Source organism: Duganella sp. GW821-FHT07G03 (genome assembly GCF_059418605.1).
Map to the genome: position 1 here is coordinate 518,365 of NZ_JBWKQE010000001.1, position 23,019 is coordinate 541,383.

At 64.5% G+C, this 23,019-nt stretch carries 21 protein-coding genes and 1 riboswitch; of the genes, 11 read left to right on the forward strand and 10 right to left on the reverse strand.

Features of this window, described 5'->3' with window-relative positions; all coding sequences use genetic code 11:
• The first annotated feature begins 10 nt into the window (after positions 1-10).
• Positions 11-898, forward strand: a complete 888-nt coding sequence (gene prmB / locus AC07OK_RS02320) for a 50S ribosomal protein L3 N(5)-glutamine methyltransferase (protein WP_494688772.1) — start codon at positions 11-13, stop codon at positions 896-898.
• Between the two features lie 53 nt (positions 899-951).
• Positions 952-2,925, forward strand: coding sequence for an ATP-binding cassette domain-containing protein (locus AC07OK_RS02325; RefSeq protein ID WP_494688773.1), 1,974 nt, complete (start codon positions 952-954; stop codon positions 2,923-2,925).
• On the opposite strand, the gene AC07OK_RS02330 is transcribed toward AC07OK_RS02325, so the two are convergent.
• The gene (locus AC07OK_RS02330; protein ID WP_494688774.1) at positions 2,922-3,410 is read right to left on the reverse strand and encodes a chemotaxis protein CheW; all 489 of its coding nucleotides are present in this window, start codon (positions 3,408-3,410) and stop codon (positions 2,922-2,924) included. The genes AC07OK_RS02325 and AC07OK_RS02330 overlap by 4 nt on opposite strands.
• A 126-nt stretch (positions 3,411-3,536) precedes the next feature.
• Here AC07OK_RS02330 and AC07OK_RS02335 point away from each other — a divergent pair, with 126 nt between their 5' ends.
• Both AC07OK_RS02335 and arfB read left to right on the forward strand, forming a co-directional pair.
• The gene (locus AC07OK_RS02335; protein ID WP_494688775.1) at positions 3,537-4,610 is read left to right on the forward strand and encodes a CaiB/BaiF CoA transferase family protein; all 1,074 of its coding nucleotides are present in this window, start codon (positions 3,537-3,539) and stop codon (positions 4,608-4,610) included.
• Positions 4,607-4,996: an alternative ribosome rescue aminoacyl-tRNA hydrolase ArfB gene (arfB, locus tag AC07OK_RS02340; RefSeq protein WP_116988099.1), complete on the forward strand. Its 390-nt coding sequence runs from the start codon at positions 4,607-4,609 to the stop codon at positions 4,994-4,996. The genes AC07OK_RS02335 and arfB overlap by 4 nt, the downstream gene beginning before the upstream one ends.
• Before the next feature lies 1 nt (position 4,997).
• Here arfB and AC07OK_RS02345 read toward each other — a convergent pair whose 3' ends face one another.
• The 3 genes from AC07OK_RS02345 to AC07OK_RS02355 form a co-directional block, all read right to left on the reverse strand.
• A complete protein-coding gene (locus AC07OK_RS02345) occupies positions 4,998-6,863 on the reverse strand; it encodes a flagellar assembly protein A (RefSeq protein ID WP_494688776.1) in 1,866 nt (621 codons plus the stop codon).
• A 114-nt stretch (positions 6,864-6,977) separates the two neighbouring features.
• On the reverse strand, positions 6,978-8,822 hold the full coding sequence (locus tag AC07OK_RS02350; protein WP_494688777.1) for a flagellar assembly protein A: 1,845 nt from the start codon (positions 8,820-8,822) through the stop codon (positions 6,978-6,980).
• 324 nt (positions 8,823-9,146) lie between these two features.
• Positions 9,147-9,524 carry a hypothetical protein gene (locus AC07OK_RS02355; RefSeq protein WP_494688778.1) on the reverse strand — a complete coding sequence of 126 codons (378 nt, stop codon included), beginning with the start codon at positions 9,522-9,524 and terminating at the stop codon, positions 9,147-9,149.
• A gap of 170 nt (positions 9,525-9,694) precedes the next feature.
• Between AC07OK_RS02355 and ompR the strand changes: the two genes are divergently transcribed.
• Genes ompR through AC07OK_RS02370 form a run of 3 tightly spaced genes read left to right on the forward strand, consistent with a single transcriptional unit; the run spans position 9,695 to position 12,561 of the window.
• Positions 9,695-10,462 (forward strand): osmolarity response regulator transcription factor OmpR, encoded by a 768-nt coding sequence (gene ompR / locus AC07OK_RS02360; RefSeq protein ID WP_020702208.1) that lies wholly within the window; start codon positions 9,695-9,697, stop codon positions 10,460-10,462.
• A 15-nt stretch (positions 10,463-10,477) separates the two neighbouring features.
• Positions 10,478-11,845, forward strand: a complete 1,368-nt coding sequence (locus tag AC07OK_RS02365; RefSeq protein ID WP_494688779.1) for an ATP-binding protein — start codon at positions 10,478-10,480, stop codon at positions 11,843-11,845.
• Positions 11,845-12,561, forward strand: coding sequence for a hypothetical protein (locus tag AC07OK_RS02370; RefSeq protein ID WP_494688780.1), 717 nt, complete (start codon positions 11,845-11,847; stop codon positions 12,559-12,561). The genes AC07OK_RS02365 and AC07OK_RS02370 overlap by 1 nt, the downstream gene beginning before the upstream one ends.
• Here AC07OK_RS02370 and AC07OK_RS02375 read toward each other — a convergent pair.
• Positions 12,548-13,051 (reverse strand): Imm26 family immunity protein, encoded by a 504-nt coding sequence (locus AC07OK_RS02375; protein WP_217944422.1) that lies wholly within the window; start codon positions 13,049-13,051, stop codon positions 12,548-12,550. The two genes, AC07OK_RS02370 and AC07OK_RS02375, sit on opposite strands and share 14 nt — an antisense overlap.
• 166 nt (positions 13,052-13,217) lie before the next feature.
• A riboswitch (TPP riboswitch) is annotated at positions 13,218-13,316 on the forward strand.
• Positions 13,317-13,371: 55 nt separating this feature from the next.
• Between AC07OK_RS02375 and AC07OK_RS02380 the strand changes: the two genes are divergently transcribed.
• Complete coding sequence (locus AC07OK_RS02380; RefSeq protein ID WP_494688781.1) at positions 13,372-15,525, forward strand: TonB-dependent siderophore receptor; 2,154 nt, start codon at positions 13,372-13,374, stop codon at positions 15,523-15,525.
• Positions 15,526-15,532: 7 nt separating this feature from the next.
• Here the strand turns inward: AC07OK_RS02380 and AC07OK_RS02385 are convergent, their stop codons facing one another.
• From AC07OK_RS02385 to AC07OK_RS02400, 4 genes are read right to left on the reverse strand one after another with little or no spacing between them, the layout of a single operon-like run.
• On the reverse strand, positions 15,533-16,258 hold the full coding sequence (locus AC07OK_RS02385) for a hypothetical protein (RefSeq protein WP_494688782.1): 726 nt from the start codon (positions 16,256-16,258) through the stop codon (positions 15,533-15,535).
• Positions 16,255-16,779: an AAA family ATPase gene (locus AC07OK_RS02390; protein WP_494688783.1), complete on the reverse strand. Its 525-nt coding sequence runs from the start codon at positions 16,777-16,779 to the stop codon at positions 16,255-16,257. Before AC07OK_RS02390 ends, AC07OK_RS02385 begins: the two co-directional genes overlap by 4 nt.
• Positions 16,776-17,423, reverse strand: a complete 648-nt coding sequence (gene pnuC / locus AC07OK_RS02395; protein ID WP_494688784.1) for a nicotinamide riboside transporter PnuC — start codon at positions 17,421-17,423, stop codon at positions 16,776-16,778. The genes AC07OK_RS02390 and pnuC overlap by 4 nt, the downstream gene beginning before the upstream one ends.
• Complete coding sequence (locus AC07OK_RS02400; RefSeq protein ID WP_494688785.1) at positions 17,423-19,564, reverse strand: S46 family peptidase; 2,142 nt, start codon at positions 19,562-19,564, stop codon at positions 17,423-17,425. The genes pnuC and AC07OK_RS02400 overlap by 1 nt, the downstream gene beginning before the upstream one ends.
• A gap of 293 nt (positions 19,565-19,857) precedes the next feature.
• Here AC07OK_RS02400 and AC07OK_RS02405 point away from each other — a divergent pair, with 293 nt between their 5' ends.
• Positions 19,858-20,133, forward strand: a complete 276-nt coding sequence (locus tag AC07OK_RS02405) for a hypothetical protein (protein WP_494688786.1) — start codon at positions 19,858-19,860, stop codon at positions 20,131-20,133.
• Positions 20,134-20,153: 20 nt separating this feature from the next.
• A complete protein-coding gene (locus AC07OK_RS02410; protein WP_494688787.1) occupies positions 20,154-20,366 on the forward strand; it encodes a hypothetical protein in 213 nt (70 codons plus the stop codon).
• Positions 20,367-20,397: 31 nt separating this feature from the next.
• Here AC07OK_RS02410 and pdxR read toward each other — a convergent pair whose 3' ends face one another.
• Entirely contained in the window at positions 20,398-21,843 is a 1,446-nt protein-coding gene (pdxR, locus tag AC07OK_RS02415; RefSeq protein ID WP_494688788.1) for a MocR-like pyridoxine biosynthesis transcription factor PdxR, read from the reverse strand.
• A gap of 131 nt (positions 21,844-21,974) precedes the next feature.
• Here pdxR and AC07OK_RS02420 point away from each other — a divergent pair, with 131 nt between their 5' ends.
• Positions 21,975-23,012, forward strand: a complete 1,038-nt coding sequence (locus tag AC07OK_RS02420; protein ID WP_494688789.1) for a porin — start codon at positions 21,975-21,977, stop codon at positions 23,010-23,012.
• Positions 23,013-23,019: the final 7 nt, after the last annotated feature.

The window sequence follows — 23,019 nt, forward strand, 5'->3', positions numbered from 1 at the left end:
CGAGATAGCCATGAACACGACTCCTTTCACCACGCCGCGCGACCTGTTGCGCTACGCCGTCACCCGCTTCAACACCGCCAAGCTGTTCTTCGGCCACGGCAGCGTCGAAGCCTTCGACGAAGCGGCCTACCTGATCCTGCACACGCTCAAGCTGCCGCTGGATCACCTGGACCCGTTCCTGGACGCCAAGCTGCTGCCGGAGGAAATCGCCGCGGTCATGGCCGTCATCGACCGCCGCACCAACGAGCGCGTGCCGGCCGCCTACATCACCAACGAAGCGTGGCTGGGTACCTACAGCTTCTACGTGGACGAGCGCACCATCGTGCCGCGCTCCTTCATCGCGGAACTGATCCCGCAGTACTTCGCGCCATGGGTCAACGAGCCTGAGAATGTCGCCAACGTGCTGGAACTGTGCACGGGCTCCGGCTGCCTGGCCATCATGCTGGCCGACGCCTTCCCGGACGCGCACGTGGACGCGGTCGACATCTCGGCCGACGCGCTGGAAGTGGCGAAGAAAAACGTCGCCACCTACAAGCTGGAAGACCGCCTGACGCTGATCCAGTCCGACCTGTACGCCAATGTGCCGGACAAGAAGTATGACCTGATCATCACCAACCCGCCTTACGTCAACTCGTCGTCGATGAGCAAGCTGCCGATGGAGTACCGCGCCGAACCTGAACTGGCGCTGGACGGCGGCAAGGACGGCATGGACCTGGTGCGCAAGATCGTCGCCGGCGCGGCAGAGCGCCTGACCGACGACGGCATCCTGATCGTCGAAATCGGCAATGAACGCGAGTTCGCCGAAGCGGCCTTCGGTGAACTGGGCCTGACCTGGCTCACCACCAGCAACGGCGACGACATGGTATTCCTGCTGACCGCAGACCAGCTGAAGTTGTAATCCCTCTTTAAGAAGAACAAGAACCAATGATTCGCTTTATTCAAGTAAGCCTGATGCGCGGTATTAAGCCGCTGCTGGAACAGGTCGATGTCACCCTCAACCCAGGCGACAAGATTGGTCTGATCGGCGCCAACGGCGCCGGCAAATCCAGCCTGTTCGCGATGATGCGCGGCGAGCTGCACCCGGACCAGGGCGAGATCGATTTCCCGGCCAAATGGCGCGTCGCTTACGTAGCGCAGGAAACCCCGCCGCTGGACCGCGCGGCGCTCGACTACGCCATCGACGGCGACGTCACCCTGCGCAAGCTGGAAGCCGAACTGGCGCGCCTGGAATCGGAGCCTGAAACATCCGAGAACGGCATCGCCATCGGCGAGATCTACAGCGCCCTGGCCGACGCCGACGCCTACACCGTGCAGTCGCGCGGCGAACAGCTGCTGCTCGGCCTTGGCTTCTCGATCGACCAGATGCAGCAACCGGTGGCCAGCTTCTCCGGCGGCTGGCGCATGCGCCTGAACCTGGCGCAGGCGCTGATGTGCCCATCCGACCTGCTGCTGCTCGATGAACCGACCAACCACCTGGACCTGGACGCGATCATCTGGCTGGAAGACTGGCTCAAACGCTACGCCGGCACGCTGCTGATCATCTCCCACGATCGCGACTTCCTCGACGAAGTGGTGAACGTGGTGGTGCACATCGACGAGCGCAAGCTGAAACGCTACTCGGGCAACTACTCGTCCTTCGAACGTCAGCGCGCGGCGCAGATGATCCTGGCCGCCGGCGCGCTGGAAAAGCAGCAGCGCAAGCGCGCCCACCTGGAATCGTTCGTCAACCGCTTCAAGGCCCAGGCCTCCAAGGCCCGCCAGGCGCAGAGCCGCATGAAGGCGCTGGCCAAGATGGAAGAACTGGCGCCGCTGCGCGCCGCAGCCGAATTCTCATTCGAATTCCGCGAGCCGCTCAGCGCCCCGAATCCGCTGCTGGTGATGGAAGACGTCGACGCCGGCTACAAGATCGAGAACGACGAAACCGGCGAGATCACCCACAAGACCATCGTCAACAAGATCAAGTTCTCGCTGCAGATCGGCCAGCGTATCGGCCTGCTGGGTGTGAACGGCGCCGGTAAATCGACGCTGATCAAGACCATCGCCGGCGAACTGTCGCCGCTGACCGGCGACGCCACCATGGGCAAGGGCCTGAACATCGGCTACTTCGCCCAGCACCAGGTGGAGATGCTGCGCCACGACGAATCGCCGCTGTGGCACCTGGCCAAGATCGCGCCGACCGTGCGCGAACAGGAGCTGCGCAACTTCCTGGGCGGCTTCAACTTCCCCGGCACCATGGTCACCAGCTCGATCGCGCCATTCTCCGGCGGCGAGAAGGCCCGCCTGGCACTGGCCCTGATCGTCTGGCAGCGCCCCAACCTGCTGCTGCTCGATGAACCAACCAATCACCTGGATCTGGAAACCCGCGAAGCGCTGACCGAAGCGCTGGCGCAGTTCGAAGGCACGCTGGTCGTGGTCTCCCACGATCGCCACCTGCTGCGCGCCACCACCGACGAATTCATCATCGTCGCCGACGGCAAGCTGCAGCCGTTCGACGGCGATCTGGACGACTACAAGGATTGGCTGTTCAAGACCAAGCTGGGTAAAGGCACCGACGTGCTGCCGGCCGCGGGCAAGGCCAACAAGACCGACTATCCAGTGACCTCGCCGGTCGCACCGGCGGTCGCCGCCGCGCCGGCCGCGCTCAGCAAGGACCAGAAACGCCAGCAGGCCGAAGACCGCCAGCGCCTGGCCACGCTGCGCAAGCCGCTGGAACAGAAGATCAAGCGCCTGGACGACCAGATCGCCAAGCGCGCCGCGCAGAAAGCCGATGTGGATGCCGCCCTGGGCGAGTCGTCGATCTACGACGCCGCCAACAAGGCCAAGCTGAAACAGCTGCTGGCCGATCAATCCTTCTTCACCAAGGACCTCGGCCAGCTGGAAGCCGAATGGCTGGAACTGCAGGAACAGCTGGAAGCACTGGCCTAAGCCGCCTGGCGGGCGCCCATTTTGACTTTTTGGATCGACATCAGCTTATCGATGTCGACCACGATCAACCGGCGCCCGTCCGCTTCGCCGATACCGACCAGGTACTCCACCGCGCTGGCGCCGGGTATCGGCTGGATCTGCCCCAGCGTCAACTGGACGATATCCGTCACCCCATCCACCACCATCCCCATCACGCAGCTCGACAGCTTGAGAATGATCACGTCCGTCAGCGGATCGTGCTCCGGCGGCCGTGGCCCGAAGGCGATGCGCATGTCGACGATCGGCATGATCACGCCGCGCGACACCGCCACCCCGGCCACGATCTCCCCCTCCGATGAAAACCGCTCCAGCGCCTTCAGGGGCCGCAGCTCCTGCACCTTGCTGAAGTCCAGCGCGTAGTCCAGGCCACCGAGCCGGAACACCAGATATTGGCCCGGCGCGGCGGCGGTGTCTGCGCTGGTGGCTTGCGTTGTCAATGAAGGCATGATGATCCTTTCGTCCGGGACGTGCGGTAACAGGCATGTGCCATCCTACCTTTGCCCCCCGCCGCGGTCGTTGAGCAGCGTCAATATTCACCCGGCTCGCGGTTGCTGGTTTGCTACAATGCCCTTATGAAAACAGACCTCCCCCTCAGCGGCATCCGCGTGCTGGACCTGACCCGCTTGCTGCCCGGCCCCGTCGCCACCATGCACCTGGCGGACATGGGCGCGGAAGTGACCAAGATCGAAGATCCCGGTCCCGGCGACTACGCGCGCGTCATGGGGCCGGTGCGCAATGAAGTGTCGCAGTTCTTCGTCGCCGTCAACCGCGGCAAGCGGATGATGCGGCTGGACCTGAAGAACGCGGCGCACCGCGAGCAGCTGCTGGCGATGGTGGAGACGGCCGACGTGCTGGTCGAAAGCTTCCGCCCCGGCGTCATGGAAAAACTCGGCCTGGGCTGGCACACGCTCCGCCAGCGCAATCCCAAGCTGGTGATGTGCGCGATCTCCGGCTACGGCCAGCACGGCCCCTTTGCGCAACTGGCCGGGCACGATATCAATTACATCGGCTACGCCGGCATGCTGGACCAGAACGCCGGCGCCGACGGCGTGCCCGCGCTGCCCAACCTGCAGGTTGGCGACCTGCTGGGCGGCGCGCAATCGGCGCTGCAAGGCATCCTGGCGGCGCTGGTGGCGGTCAAGATGGGCGGCGCCGGCCGCTTCGTCGACGTCTCGATGACGGCCGCCGTGATGGCCCATAACATCATGCCGCTGGTAGCGGTCAACAACGGCGCGCCCGCCATTCCGGGCCGCGACCTGCTCACCGGCGGGGTCCCCTGCTACAACGTCTACCGCACGTCGGATGGCCGCTACATGGCGGTTGGCGCGCTGGAGCTCAAGTTCTGGCAGGGCTGTTGCGACGTGCTGCAACGGCCGGACCTGAAGCCGCGCCACTGGCAGCTCGGCCAGCAGGTCGGCGGCGAGGACGCGATGGCGCTCAAGGCGGAACTCGATGCGCTGTTCGCCACCCGCACGCTGGCCCAGTGGACCGAAGCCTTCGCCAGCGCCGACTGCTGCGTCTCGCCGGTGCTGCGCACCGAGGAAGCCTTGCAGCATCCGCTGTTCCGCGACATCGTCAGCCGCCGCCCGCACGACACCGAAGGCGAGTCGTGGTCGGTGGCGCAACCGGTGAGGTTCGCGCCGTGATCGATGTGAACGAAGTCGAGTTCAACGCCATCCGCGCCCAGGGGCCGGGCGGGCAGAACGTCAACAAGGTGTCCAGCGCGGTGCACTTGCGCTTCGACATCGTCAGCTCGTCGCTGCCGGAGCATATCAAGGAGCGCCTGCTGGCCATGCGCGACCAGCGCATCACCAAGGACGGCGTGGTGGTATTGAAGGCGCAGCAGTCGCGCAGCCAGGAAGCCAACAAGGAAGAGGCCTTGCGCCGCCTGCAGGAACTGGTCGACAGCGTGGCCGTGCTGCCCACCGTGCGCCGCCCCACCCGGCCCACCCGCAGCTCGCAGCGCAAGCGCCTGGACGGCAAGACCAAGGACGGCGAACGCAAACAACTGCGCGGCAAAATCAGCTTGTAAGCTAGTCCGTCATCGGCGCCCAGGAGATCGGCCCGGCGGCGCCGGAATAGATGGTGCTCATGCCGGCCGCTGTGGTGCGCACCTTGGCCTTGACCTCCTTGGCCGGCCGGTCATGCGCCGGCGGGCCGTCCGGCACAAAGGTCATGGTCCGCAGCAGCACGTCGCCGGTCAGGGTCTCGACCATGCAACGCGAGCCGCTCATCACCGAGGCCTTCTGCCGCTGCACCTGGTTGACCTCTTCCTGCGCCTGCTCCTGCTGTACCTGCGCCGCCTTCATCGCCAGCGAAATCTTCGCCACCGCCTTCAGCGACGGCCCCACCGCCGCCGCCATTTTGTGGAACAGCGGCTCCTGCTCCGGCGTCAACATCACCTCGCGCTTGCGCACGCGCGTGGCCAGCGTCAGGTAGTTGCGCACCTCGGTCTGGCCGGTGATGGCGTCGATCTCCACCTTGCGCATATTGGCCTCGTGCGCCGCGTGCTGCACCCTGGGCTGCAACTCGGCGATCTTCTTGTCGAACTTGGAGGTGTCCGGCACCAACGTGTAGAGCAGCATCTCGTTCTGCTTGCGCGGCCCTGCGTTCGTGATCTCGATCTTGCGGGCGGCGATGGCGCAGCCCTCGGCCACCTTGATCACCACTTCCTCGGCCATGATTTCGCAGTTGCTCGCCTCGCCGATCACCACCCGCGTGCCGGAGATGATGCAGCTCTCCGCGCGCGCCAGCGTCACCTCGCCGCGTTTGGTCTGTAGCACCGAGCCGGAGGCCACGCCCTGCACCCGTATGGCGCCGTCGGCGTTGGTGACGGTGCCGCCCATCAGGTTACGGCTCAGGACGATGTCGCCGCCGCGCGAGGTGATGATGCCGAACACGTTGCCGTGGATGGTGATGCTGCCGCCTTCGACCGAGCGCTGTTCCTGCACGTCGCCGAATTCCTCGTATTCGCCGGTCAGCTGCAGATTGCCGGTGGTGCGCGCGCTGACGCCTTCGCGGCTGATGATCTTGGGCCCGATCGACAGCCGCTTGCTGGCCGGGTCCACGCTGAGGAAGCCCTCCACCGCCGACACCAGGTACTCGCCGTCGCGCAGGTTCTCGATCACCGTGCCTTCGCCGGCCACGCTGCTCAATTCGATGTCGCGCGGGACCGGCGGCTCCAGCACGATGCCCGACAATTCATAGCCGCGCACGCCCGCCGTGCGCGGCACCTTGCGCAGCAGCTTGACGTTGGGTTTGACTTGAGGGAAGCGGTTCTGGAAGGCCTGCAAATCGAGCTTGCCGTCCGACCTTTCGCGCGGCGCATTGCTGCGATGGATCTCCTGCGACACTTCCACGATGGTGGCGTCGCGCCCCACCGTGGCATTGAGCCGGCGGGCGACGATGATGCGCGCCAGCCGCCCGCTGGTGATCACGTCGCGCACGGCCGGCGCGTCGATGCCGAAGCGTATGCCCTTGACCCACATGTCGGAAACGAATTCGTCGAAGTTCAGGCGCGCCGGTTGCGGCGGCATGTCCGGTATCTCGAAGAACACCGGCTCGAAATAGTATTCGGCTTCGCCGTTGATGATCTTGACGGACTTGTACAGCGCCCGGCGCGGCGGATGAAACGGCTCGATGCTGTCGGCGAAGCGTATCAACGGCCGGCTGGTCACATTGGCCGGCAGGTCCGGGCCGCAGTTGTAGAGCAGCTTGATGAAGACCGCGTAATCGAGCTTGGCGAAATAGGCGCTGCCAAGGAACACCTGGCTGACCGCCGACAGGCAGGAAACGGCCGAGGCGTCGGCGGCGAAAAAGACGCCGTCCGCGCGCTTGACGATCGCTGCGGGCAGCTCGCTCTCCGCGTTCAAATCCAGCGCCGTCGCGTCATTTGACACAGTAATCCCCAGGAAAATGTACGTCGAAACGCCGCCCGGCCAGGCGGCGCTTCTTCACTTTGTAATGTTGAATCTAGATTAGCATGAACCGCAGGCATTGTGCGCGCACCTGGGCTAGCCAGCCACAGGCCGCTGCCGCGCGTTGAGGTGCCAGTCCAGCGAACCGGCGCTGTCGCTGAACAGCACCTCGCCGCCGGTGGGCGTGCCGCGCAGGCGCTGCTTGATATCCTTGGCGGGCAGCTGCGTCAGCGACGCGACATCGGCCTGGAATGGCATGGTGCGCACCAGGGTGTCGCCGTTGACCATGTGCAGGCCGCAGCGCGCGACGCCCGCCGCTTCCGCCTTCTGTTCGAGCACCCGGACCAGCTTATCCTGCAACAGCTTTTGCTGCGTCTGGCCAACTTGCAGCTCGGTGCGCAGCTTGGCGATGGCCTGCAACTCGGTCGCCACCGCGCCGGCGATCTTGCGCAGGTGCTGGCCCTGGTCGGCGGTCAGTTGCAGCTCCTGCACCCGCAGCCTTTCGGCCAGCGCCAGGTAGCGCCGCACGTCCGGCACCGCCGCGATGCGCTCGGCCTCCTCGCGCGCCGCCACGTTGGCCGCCTCGAAGCCCGCCACCCGCAGCTCCAGGTCGGCGATCTCCTGGTCGAACTGGCTGACATCCTTCACCAGCACGTAGATGACCATCTCGGTGCGGCGACGCGGCCCGGCGTTTTCGATTTCGACATTGCGGCCGGCCACCGCGCAGCCCTCGGCCACTTCGATGCGGATTTCTTCGGCGATGATCTCGCAGTTGGAGGCCTCGCCCAAGGTCACGATGGTGCCGGAGATGACGCAGTTCTCGGCCCGGCCGATGTGGATCGCGCCGCTGCGGGTGGAGATCACCGAGCCGGAGGCGACGCCGGTGACGGTGATGTTGCCGGCCGCGTTGGCGATGCTGCCGCTGACCAGGTTCTGGTCCAGCACCACGGTGCCGCCGCGCGAATGGATATTGCCGTAGACGTTGCCGTGCACCGTAATGTCGCCGCCGACGACGTCGCGCTGTTCCTGCACGTCGCCGAATTCCTCGTAGGCGCCGGCCAGTTCCAGGTTGCCGGTGGTGCGGCCGCTGACGCCGTCCTTGCTGACGATTTTATCGGTGATGGAAATGCGGTTGGATTTGGAATCGACATTCAGGAAGCCTTCGCGGGTCGACACCAGGTACTCGTCGTCGTCCACCATCACGGCGTCGGTGCCATCGCCGGCGTAGTAGCGCAGCGTCAGGTCCTTGGGCGTCGCGGCCGGCGTCATGCGGCCGGCCAGGTCGAAGCCCGGCTTCCCCGGCACGGCGGGCAGCTTTTTCAGCAACCGCACATTGGCCTTGATCTGCGGGAAGCGGTTCTCGAAGCTGCCCAGGTCGATGCGGCCATCGGCCTTGGTCTTGGGCGCGTCGCTGCGGTGCAGGTCGGACGACACTTCCACCACCGTCGCGTCCTGGCCCGGCTCCGGCTCCAGCTCGGTGGCCACGGTGATGCGGTCGGCCTTGGTCGAGGCGATGGCCGCCGCCACGGCCGCCACTTCGATGCCGAACAGGATGCCCTTGTTCCACATCTCGGCCACGAACTCGTCGACGTCCAGCTTGGTCGGCCGTTCCGGGATCACGGTGCCGTCGGGCAGCGTCATCTCGTCCAGGTACAGCGTCTCGAAATAGTATTCGGCGTAGCCGCGCCCCATCTTGGGATTCTTGTACAGCGCGATGCGCTCCGGCTCCATCACGCGCAGTTCGGTCGCCAGCCACGCAGGGCCCGGCACGCCGGTAGCGGGGCCGACGCCATACAGCGCCTTGACCAGCAAGGGATAATTCAAGCCGGCGAAATAACAGTGGGAATGGAAGACTTCGTTGATGGCGGCGGTCAGCGTCAGCGGCGACAGCGCCAGGTCGATATAGATGCCGTCCGGGCGTTTCAGCAAGCCGACAGGCAAGCCGCCCCCCGGAGCGTGAGACTCCTGGCCTGGCGCGACAGGGGCAAGCTCTTGAACCACTATCTTCCTCCGAACGGCACGCGGCCGAAGGGCATTGCGTGTAATTAACGAATATTACACTTAGACTAAGGAAAAGAAAGCGATTTTCGTGGCGTGGACGACACAACTGTGAACTTATTGCTACAGATCAATATTGGATCAATAACAAAGCCATACTTCTTGAGAAGTTGTTTCAAAATGAACGCAGTTAGGCGCGGCCCCGAAGACAGTGCGAATGCACGGCGAGGGACCGCAACGACGCTGCGGTCTTTTTAAAACGACTTCTTAATGGCGAGGAGGATTCGCGTAGATGTCTTGCCCGGCTTCGTTGATCTGGCGGCGCAGGTCGCGGCGCTCGTCCGGCGTCAGGCGGCCGGCACGGCGATTCATTTCAGCGTTGCGGCCGGCTTCCTGCATGGCGCGGCGCTGCTCTTCGGCGCGGGCCTCGTAGCTGCGCGGATCGAGCTGGCGCGGCTCGGCCTGGCGGGCCGGCTGCGCGTCGCGCGCAGGCAGGGCGCGGGGTTCTTCACGGCGCGGAGCGTCGCGCTCCGACGAACTGTCATGCGCCATCGCGGCGCCGCTCAGCAACAGAACACCCAGCAGGGATCGAACGCAAAAATTTGCGCTTGCTGCCGCGTAGTTTTTTTTGTGATCGATGCCCATGACGTTCCTAAAAAGCTGAATCTATGCCCAGAGTGTATGATGCTTTACCTGAGGGGGTAAGACGAATTGGGTAAAGTTTGTAACACTTTGTAATGGGTTGTCACAGACGTTTTCGCAATGCGATTATGACGTTACCATAGCAACATGAATATGACAAATCTGGCAGCCAAATGACTAGCACAACGACTGAATCCGGCAACACCTCCGCCAACCAGCATGGCCACCAGGCCAAAATCATGGTAGTGGACGACGACGTGCGCCTGCGCGACCTGCTGCGCCGCTACCTGACCGAGCAAGGCTTCAACGTCTTCACCGCCGAGAGCGCCACCGCCATGAACAAGCTGTGGCTGCGCGAGCGCTACGACCTGCTGGTGCTGGACCTGATGCTGCCGGGCGAAGACGGGCTGTCGATCTGCCGCCGCCTGCGCGGCGCCGGCGACCAGACGCCGATCATCATGCTGACCGCCAAGGGCGAAGACGTGGACCGCATCGTCGGCCTCGAAATGGGCGCCGACGACTACCTGCCCAAACCGTTCAACCCGCGCGAACTGGTGGCCCGCATCGGCGCCGTGCTGCGCCGCCGCGGCCCGGACGAAATCCCCGGCGCGCCGTCGGAAACCCCGCAGTCCTTCGAGTTCGGCCAGTTCGTGCTGGACCTGGGCACCCGCACATTGAAGAAGGCCGGCGAGACCGTGCCGCTGACCACCGGCGAATTCTCGGTACTGAAAGTATTCGCCCGCCACGCCCGCCAGCCGCTGTCGCGTGAAAAGCTGATGGAACTGGCGCGCGGCCGCGAATACGAAGTGTTCGACCGCAGCCTGGACGTGCAGATCTCGCGCCTGCGCAAACTGATCGAGCCCGATCCGTCGAGCCCGCTGTACATCCAGACCGTCTGGGGCCTGGGCTATGTGTTCATTCCGGAGGGGCAGCCGCGCTAAGGCGCGGGCGTGCGCATGAAGTTTCCGTCGAAGTTTCCGTTTACGTTTAGAGCCGCCAGCCTGAAAAGCGGCCTGTTCTGGCGCACCTTCTTCTTGCTGGGCGCGCTGACCACCACCAGCATGACCGCCTGGGTCGCCATGATCAGCGCGGTGCAGCACGAGCCGCAGGTGCAGCAGATCTCGTCGCAGGTGATCTCGGTGGTCACCATCACCCACGCCGCCCTCACCCACTCCGCGCCCGAACTGCGGCGCGAGTTGCTGTTCGACCTGGTGTCCAACGAAGGCATCCGCGTGTTCACGCTGGAGGACGACGACAAGGTCGATCCGCCGCCCGACAACGCGCTGATGCCCGACATCCAGAAGCTGGTTAAGGCCAAGCTGGGCGAGGACACCCGCTTCTCGGCGCGCGTCAACGGCGTGGCCGGCTTCTGGGTCAGCTTCAAGATCGACGACGACGCCTACTGGCTGATGCTGGAGCGCGAACGCATCCGCGGCCTGACCGGCATCCAGTGGCTGGGCTGGGCCAGCGTGGTGTCGGTGGTGTCGCTGCTGGGCGCGGCCTTCATCTCCAGCCTGATCAACCTGCCGCTGCGCCGCCTGACGCAAGCCACGCGCGCCTTCGCCCAGGGCAAGCGGCCCGAGCCGCTACCGGAAAAAGGCGCGATGGAGATCATGGAAGCCAACCGCAGCTTCAACCAGATGGTGGTGCAGCTGCAGCAGGTGGAATCGGACCGCGCCGTGATCCTGGCCGGCATCTCGCACGACCTGCGCACGCCGCTGGCGCGCATGCAGCTGGAGGTGGAGATGGCCAACCTGTCGAACGAGGCGCGCGAGGGCATCCAGTCCGACATCGGCCAGATGGATGACATCATCGGCCAGTTCCTCGACTACGCCAAGCCGACCGAGGTGTCGAGCTTCATCAACGTCGACCTCAGCGAACTGCTGCAGGACACCGCGCATGAAGCCGGCCGCCTGCCGGACGTGCGCATCACCACCGACATCGTCGCCAACGCCCACGTGATGGGCAACGCCACCGACATCAAGCGCGTCATCAACAACCTGATCGAGAACGCCCGCCGCTACGGCAAGACGCCCGGCAGCGAGCTGACCGAGATCGACATCAAGTGCAGCACCAAGGGCATGCACACCTCGCGCCGTGTGATCGTCGAGGTGCAGGATCACGGCAACGGCGTACCGGCCGACCAGATCGAGCAACTGCTCAAGCCCTTCACCCGGCTCGACACCGCGCGCGGCCAGGCCAACGGCGCCGGCCTGGGCCTGGCCATCGTCGACCGCGTGATGCTGCGCCACGGCGCCGAGCTGCACGTGCGCAACCGCGACGGCGGCGGCCTGCTGATCCAGATCGTGATGAAGGCGGTTTGATGCGGGCGAGGTATTTTGCAGTGTTGCTGGCGGCGGCCGGGCCGGCCATGGCCAGTCGGCCGCCCAAACCGGCCAAGCCGCCCGCGCCGCCGCCGATCGAACAGCGCGCCCCCAGCGACGAGGAACGCAGCTCCTTCGACGACTACTTCCGCCAGAAGATGCTGGCCGAATCCAGGGGCGCGCGCCCGGTGCCGCCGCTGTTCGCGCCGGACTTCGACATCCAGCGCCAGCGCGGCAAGCCGTGGCAGGTGGTGGCGCGGGTCGACTCGGCGCCACGCCATTCGGCGGTCGACCTGTGCCGGCAAATCCGTTCGAGTTTTGTCTACGATGCCAAAGCGCCCAAGGATGGGCGCTGGACCGAGTCGGCCCAGCCGCCGAGCTGGCATGTGTGGCTGGCCCAGCCCAGGACCATCTGCAGCGCCGCCCCGCACACGGTGTTGATGGACCAGGCGCTGCCGCCGGAAGACGTGGTGGCGCTGCTGCGCCAATATCCTGAACTGCTGAGCCGCGCGCGCCTGCTATTCGCCGGCAACTCGCAATGCATCCGCCAGCGTGCCCTGCCCTTCACGCTGCGCGCGATCGGGCCGGCGGCGCCGGCGGCCGGCGCGCCCGTAATGTTCAGCCTGGTATTTGAAAGCGACCGCGACACCACCGCCCGCGTCGCCGTGCGCAAGCACCGCGGCGAGTATGCGGCCTGGAACGTCAGCTGCGACTGACGCTGCTGCCGCGGTTGATCGGGTGGTCCTCCGGCTCCAGCAGCCTGGTCAGCAGCAGCTCGGTCGAGCCGTAGCCGTACAGCGAATCCGCCTCCAGGCCTTGCGTATCGTAGGGCACGGACTCCTCGCGCTCCGAGCGGCTCGGGTCGGCGTCCGAATACGTCACGCGCCAGGCGCGCTTGAGCGAATCGGCGCGGCGCAGGAACTGCGGCATCGGCCACAGCGCCGGATTCCAGTCGACGATATCGCCCAGCACGCGCCAGTGACCGCTGGCCAGCGCCATGTCGCCCACCCGCAGCACTTTGACGGCGTCCTGCGGTTGCAGCGTATTGAGCTCCTCCAGCGACGGCAAGCGCGGCAGCTTGGGTCCGAACAGATACGCCAGCATGATCTTGCTGCCTGGCGACAAACGCGCCACCAGACCCCAGCCATAGCCGCCATCCAGCAACGGTATGGCAAACCAGCTTCCCTCTTGATACGACTGCCTCATTCCCACCCTTTCACTTGCACGATGCAGCAGAGTGTCGCCAAAATGTATGGACATGATGGCGCCTCCGTTAAAAGCTGTGTCTGCTTCGTTGGCGCCGTGTGGCGCAAACCGCAAGTGTAGCGGCGCGGCGCGGATCGCGGCGCACGGCACCGCATGTGCTACACTAGCGCCTCGCTAGGGGTCCTGGAGCTTTGCTGCCGGGTGAGAGATACCCTTCGTACCTGATCTGGATAATGCCAGCGAAGGAAAGCGCAAAGTAGTTCTCCCCTCCTTTGATGGCTCTCTTCGCGGCTCCCAGCCAAGAACAAAAGAGAGAGCACATGAACACACCAAGATTCACAGTTTCCGCCATCGCCCTGGCGGTACTCCACGCATTCCCCGGCGTTGCCGCCGCTGAAACCTCCGCCGCCGAGCAAGCCATGCCCGAAGTGGTGATCACCGGCGCCAAGGCGCAGGCCAGCCGCGCCAGCGTGGCCGGCTTCGCCAACGCGCCGCTGCTGGAAACCCCGGCCTCGGTCAGCGTGCTGACCGCCCAGCAGATGCTGGACCTGCAGATCCGCTCCACCACCGACGCCGCCCGCTACGACGCCAGCATCGGCGACTCCTACAACGCGGTCGGTTACTCGGAACAGTTCTCGATCCGCGGCTTCAAACTGGACAACGCCTCCAGCTACCGCAAGGACGGCATGGCCATCCCGGGCGACACCCAGATCCCGCTGGAAAACAAGGAACGCCTGGAAGTGCTGAAGGGCCTGTCCGGCCTGCAAGCGGGGGTGTCGGCGCCGGGCGGCATCGTCAACTACGTCACCAAGCGCCCGACCGATACGCCGCTGCGCACGGTGGTGCTGGAAGAACGCGAGCGCGGCACGCTGTACGGCGCCGTCGACCTGGGTGGCCGCTTTGAAGACCAGCGTTTCGGCTACCGCTTCAACGCCGCCGCCGAACGCCTGCGCTCCTACATCAAGGGCGCCGACGGCAACCGCAAGTTCGTCTCGGCCGCCTTCGACTGGAAGATCTCGCCGCAGGCGCTGCTGCAAGTGGACGCCGACTACCAGAAGAAATCGCAGGTAACCGCGCCCGGCTTCCAGCTGCTGAACAACACCACGCTGCCGAACATCCCGGCCGACACCATGCTCAACAACCAGCCGTGGAGCCGTCCGGTCGAGACCACCAGCAGCAACATCGGCGCCCGCTTCGAATACAAGTTCACGCCCGACTGGAGCACCACCGTCAGCGCCAACCAGCACCAGTTCAAGCGCGACGACTACACCGCCTTCCCTGGCGGCTGCACCGCACAGGGCCTGTATTCCGGCTTCTGCGGCAACGGCGACTACGACGTCTACGACTACGTCAGCCTGGGCGAGAAGAAATCGCCGCTGGCGGTGCAGGCGCTGGTGCAGGGCAAGTTCAGCACCGGCTCGTTCAAGCACGAGTTCACCGGTGGCGCGTCGTTGTTCAAGAACAGCGAGAAATGGGGCGACTACCTGTACACCCAGGCCGGCACCGACGGCCACGCATTCAGCAACATCTACCACCCGATCATGGTGGCGCCGAACGGCGGCACCAGCGGTCCGGTTTCCGAGCGCCGCAGCGACAACGAGCGTGCCTTGTTCGCGCAGGACATCCTGAGCATCAACGAGCAGCTCAAGCTGCACGCCGGCGCGCGCTACGTGCAGGTCAAGCGCAACGAATATGTCGGCCCGGACGAAAATGGCGTGCTACTGCCGGACGCCCACACCGACGTCGGCTTCTGGCTGCCGAACGTGGCGCTGGTGTACAGCCTGCGCCCCAACGTTTCGGTCTACACCTCGTATGCACAGGGCCTGGAGCATGGCGGCGTCGCGCCGATCGGCACCAGGAACCCTGGCCGCGCGCTGGCGCCGGGCAAATCGAAACAGGTCGAAGTAGGCGTCAAGGCCGACATCCATCCCGACCTGAGCGCCAGCGTGGCCCTGTTCGAGATCCGCAAGGGCCTCGAATACACCGATGGCCAGAACTACTTCGTGCGCAACGGCCAGGCGCAGCACCGCGGCCTGGAAATGGCACTGAACGGCCGCGCCTCGCGTGAATTGACGGTGGGCGTCTCGGCCATGGCGCTGAACTCGCAGCAGCGCGACACCGGTTCGTCGAACCTGGACGGCAAGCGCGTCGCCGACGTCCCGGCCTTCAAGTCGACCGTCTACGCCGACTACGCGGTGCCGCAAGTGGCCGGCCTGTCGGTCCGCGCCAACTGGATCTATTCGGGCAAGAAGGCGTTCGACCAAGCCAACCAGGTGTTCGTGCCGAGCTACCATGTGATGAACCTGGGCGGCGCCTACGCCACCCGCATCGGCGGCGTGCAGACCACGCTGCGCGCCAGCATCGACAACGCGTTCGACAAGTTCTACTGGCGCGACGTCACGCCGGAGCTGGGTGGTTACCTGATGCCGGGCGCCTCGCGCACCTTCCGCGTGTCGGCCCAGATGGACTTTTAAAACGCCTTTAAAAGACCAGCTGCACGCGCATCGAAAAACTCTTCGCTGCGCGTGCCGAATTCCTGCCGATCAGGTAAGCGAATTCGTACTTGATCTCCTGCCGGCCGATATCGCGGTGTCCGAACACCGCCGGCCCGGCGCGGTGCGACTGCTGCCGGTATGGCAGCCAGTCATTCCACTTCCCTACTTCGCCGAAAGCCTGCACGCCGGGCTGCAACCACGGCTTCCAGTGATGTTTGACTTGCAGCTGGTAGGTCAGCTCCATCGGATGCTCGCCGCCGCCCGGCGCCACGCGATAGTCGCGCTGGAAGAACAGGTTGGCGTTGAACTGCGTGCGGCCGATTTCCGTTTGCAGCACCGGGCCCCATTCGAGCGCGTAGCCGTCGGCGTTGTTGCGCGCCTTTTCCAGCTTGGTGTGCAGCGCCAGGTCGAAGGGATACTGGCCTTGGGTCAGCAGGTAGTCGTTCTGCCAGGCCGTCTCCACCCAATGAGCGGCGCCACCGTTCACCTTGACCCACTTGGCGTAGACCTCGGTGTACCAGCGCGACGTGACGCCGTAGCCGATGCCGATTTCCGGCGCCGCCACGGTGCGGCCCTTGTAGTGGGCGTTCCAGTATTTGTAATCGAGGGATGCCTGGCCTTCCACATCGTAGGTGGAGACCAGGTAGTAGCCGGTATCGGCCAACGCCAGCGGGGACACACACATCAATATCGCCGCCAGCCGCTGCTTCATGGTAGATGCCGCTCCACCTGGGATAATCGTTCGCCGGGATCGCCCGACACCAGCAGATAGGGTATCCCACGCGCCGCCAACTCGTCCAGCAGCATGCGGTTGATGGTGACGCTCACTTCCTCGGATTCACGCTGCAAGCCATCGGCCACCCAGGGGATGTCCGGCGCCATCACCAGCGTGCAGGCATAGTCCTGCTGGTGGCTGGCCGCCAGCGCGGCCAATTGATCGTCGATGCCGCCGAAATAATGGCGGCCGTAGACCACCGTCATCAGCGGCGCGGTGTCGCAAAAAAGATACTTGCCGGCGCGCGGCGCGGCCGCATCCTCGCGGTCGCGCTGCGTCTCGGCGATGTGGAACTGGTCGGCCGCCACCGGTATCCGGGCTTCGGTGTCGACAAACTCGCGCAAGTACTCGGGCACCCACAGCGTTTGATAGTGCTCGGCCAGCGCCGCCGCCAGCGTCGATTTTCCGGACGACGTGGTGCCCAGTATGGCCACCCGCAGCGGCGCGTGCGCACTCATTCCAGCGCCATGCGGCCATTGCTGCCGCCCGTGGTGTCGTGGCTCCAGGCGCGCAGGCCGATCACCGCCATGCCGACGAAGACCGCGTACAGCACAGCCGTCAGCACCAGGTGCTTGTGCAGGTACAGCGCCACGTACAACACGTCGACAATGATCCACACATGCCAGTTCTCGACCTTTTTACGCGACAGCAGCAACTGCCCGACCAGACTGCCGGCGGTCAGAAAACCGTCGGAGTTGGGCACGTCGGTGTCGGTATAGGATTTGAGGAACCAGGCCAGCAGCGCGAAGCCGGCCAGCCAGCCGCCCGCGGCCCACCAGCGGCCGCGCGTATCCAGCGTGGAGACGGGCAGCCGTTCATGGCTATCGTCGCCGTGCAGCCACTGGTACCAGCCGAAGAACGACACGGCGATGAACACCAGTTGCAGCCCCATGTCGCCATACAGCCGCGAACCAAAGAACACCAGTCCGTACGTGGCCGACGAGATGATGGCGAACAGCCAGCCCCAATGGCTCTGACGGATGTTCAGCCACACCGTGGCCACCGACAAAATGAAGGACACCAGTTCCAGCGGGGACGTGGCCACGCCTGCCAGGTGCCACGGCATGTTCAGGTACCCCAGTAGAACCGATAGCTCGTTCATTATTTTTTCTTGGCCGGATACTTGATGGTCAGCTCTTTGAGCACGTTATCAGCATGGTCCACTTCGGCCATCACCCACAGCATATAGCGGATATCCATGTGGATGGCGCGGGTGATGGCGGTATCGAAGTACCAGTCCTTGGTGATGGACTCGTAGGTCGAATCGAAATTCAGGCCGATCAACTCGCCGTTCTTGTTCATCACCGCCGAGCCGGAATTGCCGCCGGTGGTGTCGGCGCTGGTCAGGAAATCGACCGGCACCGTGCCCAGGATCGGATCCATGAACTGGCCGTAGCGCTTGGCCTTGATCGCGTCGAGCAGCTTTTTCGGCGCGTTGAACGGGTCCTTGCCGGTGTTCTTCTCGACGATGCCCTCGACCGTCGTGAACGGGCCCTTGGTGATGCCATCCTTGGCCGAGTAAGGCGCCACCGTGCCGTAGGTTACGCGCAGCGTCGAATTCGCGTCCGGATAGACCGGCTTGCCCTGCGACTTCTTCCATGCGATCACGGCCTGCATGTATTGCGGGATCACGCGTTCCAGGTTGCCGTCCAGTTCCTTGCGGCGTTCCTTCAGCGTCTGCGTCACGTCGTCCAGCTTGACGGCCAGTTGCAGGAAGGCGTCGTCCGACGCGGCCAGCGCGGCGGCGTCCTTGCCCACCCAGGCCAGGCGCTTGGCGGTATCGCCCAGCGACGACTTGAGGTACAGGGCCGGCACCGCATCGACGGCCGGCAGCAGCGCGTCCATGCCGAGAACGTGCATGGACTTCGGCAGCTTGGCGTAGCGCTGCAAGGCGGCGACCTGGCGCGCCTGGTCAACGCTGCCCACATACGACTGCTCCAGGCGGTTCAGGCGGGCCTTGATGAAGGTCAGGTCGCGCTCTTGATAGCCGGTTTCGCGTTCCGCATCCGGCTTGGCGCCTTCGCGCGCCAGGCGGTACAGGGTGGTCGCACTCTTCAGCAGTTCGCCGGTGGTGGCGACGCCGTAGCCGAATTCCTCGTCGCTCAGCGCCAGGTCGGCGGCGATCACCGCATCCAGCTCGGCCAGCAGGGTTTTCGATACGCCCGGCTGCTTGACGTACCAGGCGCGGAACTCCGCATCCTGCACGTCCTTGATGGCGGCGATGTCCTTGCGCGCAAAGCCGTCCAGCAGGCCCTGGGTTTTCTTCATCACGTTGTTCATGCCCTTGTCGACGCTGGCGTAACGCACGGCGGCGGCGGCATTGCCCTTGGTGGCGGCGGCGATCACGTCCAGGTCGGCCTGGATCTCGGCCACCTTGGCCGGATACGCCGAATCGCGCGCGGCGCGGATTTCCGACGGCAGCTTGTAGCGGCTGGTGCGGCCGGGGTAACCGGCCAGCAGCACCGGGTCGCCGTTTTTCAGGCCGGCGGCGGAGACCACCAGGAAGTCCTTGGAGTGGTAAGGCACGTTGTCCGGCGATGGATCGGCCGGCCGGCCGTCCTTGCCCACGTAGGCGCGCAGGAAGGAGTAGTCGCCGCCCTGGCGTGGCCATTCGTAGTTGTCGATGTCGCCGCCGAAGTTACCGATCATGTCAGCCGGCGCGTACACCAGGCGCACGTCGCGTATCATCATCTGGCGGATGCGGTAGTACTCCAGGCCGCGATGGAAGGCCGGCACCGAGCAGCGGTAGATCTTGTCGCTCTCGCATTCGGCGATCAGCGCCTTGATCGATTTTTCCACGGCGTCGTGGCGCTGCTTGCCGCTCATGGTGTCGCTCACGCCCTTGAGCACGCGGACAGTGACGTTTTCAACCTTGTCGGTCACGTAGACCAGCGTGTTCGGGCCGCCCGGCAGCTCTTCGGCGCGGGTCTTGGCCAGGTAGCCGTCGACGATGTAGTTGTGTTCAGGGGTGGCGTTGCGCTGGATCGCGCCATAGGCGCAGTGGTGATTGGTCACCACCAGGCCGGCGTCCGACACGAACGACGCCGAGCAGCCGCCCAGCGAAACGATGGCGCTCATCGGATGCTTGGACAGATCGGACAGTTTCTCGGCCGGGATGGTGATGCCGATGCGCTTCAATTCGGATTTCAGCTGCGGCAACTGGTATGGCTGCCATTGACCTTCGTCGGCCTGGGCCGCGGCGGCGCCCATCAGGGCCACCGGAAGTACTAGATATTTTAACAAGATATACACCCCAGTTTGAGTTCTGGCGGCAGTATATTCCTTCTGCGGATAGCTGAAAATGCTTTTATGTGCAGCCAGGCATGGAACCGGGGAGGCTTCGATAAAGCAGGTCGTTCCGGCGCGGCATGGCGGACTGAAAGAGTAGGTATTTCCTAATTCAAGGTTCCATGACGCAGCTTGATACGCATTAAATGCCGAGCGGCGCAATCGCCTTAAGCTTTCAGCAGCCCGAGGATACCCAGCGCGCCACCGCCAGAAGGCTCCTGAATTGCAATTAATAGACGAGGCTAGCCATGGCTATAAAAATCGAATATTTCTTTAGTTATATCGCCCCTGGTACTTCACAGTATGTCTTCATTCACGGTTACGGCGATAGAGAGTTCATAAGCTACAGCATGATCATCAACAAGGTAGAAATTCCAAGCCTTGGAGATGGAAGAGCAACCCTTTCTCCAGGGGAAACAATTCGTTGGTCGGTTGACGGCAGTGTTGCGCGTATCGTGACCGTGGCCAATACCGGGTCCAATGCGATCAACGCATTAATTCTTGCGCAAAGCGAATTTTTTTAGGATGTCTATAGGAGGAATCCATGGGTATGACGACGGTACACGTATGGCATGACATCGATGGCAAAATTGTGGCGGTCGGGCAGCCGGTTGGCGGCGCCAAATGCCTTCCCGGTGCTTCCGGAAAACACCATGTGCTTGAAATCGAAGTGGAGGAATCAGAAATTTCATCGCTGCATCGGACCCACATGATAGACCCACTACGAAAAGTCGCAGTTGAAATTCCAACCATTTAGCTGATCCGCCTGGATCCCATGGACAACAACGCTATCCGAGGTGCTTGGCCAGGCGCAGCACGGCCTGGTCGATCAAGTGCGTCGGAATCAGGCCCAGTCCAAACACCAGCCCGTTCGGCGGTGCGGCGGCCAGCGCATACTGGCTGACCGGCTCGACGCGGATGCCCGCCGCTGCCGCTGCCGCGACGACCTGCATTGCCGGGTCTCCATCGCGTAGCAGCGCGGCGATATGCAGTCCACCTGCGGCCGGGATCACCGACAACTTTTCCGGTAGATGACGCTGCAACGCCAGCATCAGGATCTGCTTGCGCTGGCTGTAGACCTGGCGCATTTTGCGGATGTGGCGGGCGAGATCGCCATCGTCGATGAAGGCCGCCAGCGTGTCCTGCGCCACCACCGCGCCGTGCCAGTCGCTGCGCTGTTTCGCGCCGACCAGGGCGGGACGGGCCCATGCCGGCGCGATGACATAGCCCAGCCGCAAGCCTGGAAACAGGCTCTTGGAGAAGGTTCCGACATAAAACACCAAGTCGGCACGGTCCAGGCTTTTCAGCGCATCCAGCGGCTGCGACGAATGGCTAAACTCGCCATCGTAGTCGTCTTCGATGATCAGGCTGCCATGCTCGCGCGCGAACGCCAGCAAGGCCATGCGGCGTTGCAGCGACATGGCCTGCCCCATCGGGAACTGGTGGGACGGCGTCACGCAAATCAGCCGCGCGTCGGCCGGAATGCGATCCACCGCCATGCCATCCGCATCGACCGGCACCGGCGCCAGCACGGCGCCCGCGCTTTCCAGCGCCCAGCGCAAGGGCGGATAGCCCGGATCCTCGATCGCCACCTTGGTCACGCCGGGCTCGATGAAAATGCGCGCCAACAGGTCGAAGGCCTGCTGCGCGCCGGACGTCACCAGCACGTCGCTACCACTGCAAGCCACGGCACGGGCAAATGACACGTGCTTGGCGATGGCGGTCCGCAGCGCTGCCCGCCCCTCTGGCGCCGCGTATTCGGCCGGCGCGCGCTCGAGCTGGCGTAGCGAGCGAGCATCCAGGCGCCGCCAGGTATCGAATGGAAACTGGCTGGTATCGGGCAGGCCCACCGCAAAATCGTAATCGAACGGGGCTGCCGTCGACGGTCGCAGCACGACTGGCTCATTGCGCCAGCGAGGCAGCAGCAAGGGTGTCCGGTCAGCCGCCCCGTTCGCTGCGCGTGACGGATCGGCCAGGTAGATATCGGACACGAAAGTTCCGCCGCCGGCCCGCGCCGCGACCAGTCCTTCGCTCAGCAGCAGGTCGTACACCGCCATGGCGCAATTGCGCGAAACGCCGCAGTGCTCGGCCAGCGTGCGCGAGCCAGGCAAGCGAAAACCGGCCGATAGCCGACCATCGACGATGGCCGTCCGCATCTGCTGGTGCATGGAACGCAGGATTTGCCGGGAGCCACGCTCCGGCAAGGCAAGAGTGATCGGAAGAACTGGCTCCATCGGGACCCGTAGTGATTGAAAAAAATGGTACGGAAGCGTTCCAACCGGCACCCTGAAGTTTGCCTGGACTGGCTCTGCTGGCCATGGCCCTGGCTTGCGACACTGTACACCTCTTCAATTCATTCACCAACATGATGCCGTCAACCCTGCTCCGCCTCTTTGCCAGCGCCGCGCTGCTGATCGCGATGGCGCCCGCTCGTGCCGCGGCTGCCCCCACCCTGTACGGCACGGTGACCGCCGGGCTGTCCTACATCGACCACATCGGCGCACGCAACGAACACGTGGCGCGCGCCTCGAACAGCGAATGGGGCACCAGCCTGATCGGCGTGCAATTGGCCGAAGCGGCGACGCCCGATCTGCAACTGCTGACCCGGCTGGAAAGCGGTTTCAACACCGCCACCGGCACCGTCGGCAGCGACGGTGTGCTGTTCAGCCGCTATGCCACGCTCGGCGTCGAGAGTAAAACCTGGGGCAAGCTGGAGGCCGGCCGCTCCATGGCTTACAGCAACGACGTCTGGTATATCGATCCGATGGGTCTGAACTGGTCGGGCTCCGCCACGCTGACCCAAGGCCATAGCTGGAATGCGTGGAGCCATACCGTCGGCTATCGCAGCGCGGAGCATGGCGGCCTGGCCTTCGGCTTGCAGACCAGCGTGGGCGAGCGCGCCTGCCGCAGTGCTGCGGGCGTGCTCAGCTACCAACGGGGCGGCCTGGATTTGCGGGCGATTTACGACGAAACGCGCGACAAGCAGGGGCATCTGTCGGACCTGTTTGACGCCTCGCGCGAATTGATCGTGGGGGCCCGCTATGAACAGGGCGCCAACTCCTGGTTTGCCGCCTACAACATCGTGCGCGCTCCCGATGCCGCCGCCGGCAGCGACACGTCGATGCAGCATGTGTGGGCCGGGGTCAACCGCAAAGTCGGTTCCCGCGATCTGCTGCGCCTCGGCATCTACGGCGCACGGACCAAGGTGAGCGACTCCCGCGGCCTGCTGTTGAGCGGCGGCTGGGAACACAGCTTCGCCCCGGCGCTCACGCTGTGGGCCACGGCCGCCGTGGTGCGCAACAGTCGGGAGGCGGCGTTCCCGGTGGCGGCCTACTGGCAAGACTTGCCGGCCCTGGGGGCGACACAACACACCGTCAATGGTGGCCTGATCTACACCTTCTGAAGTCCCA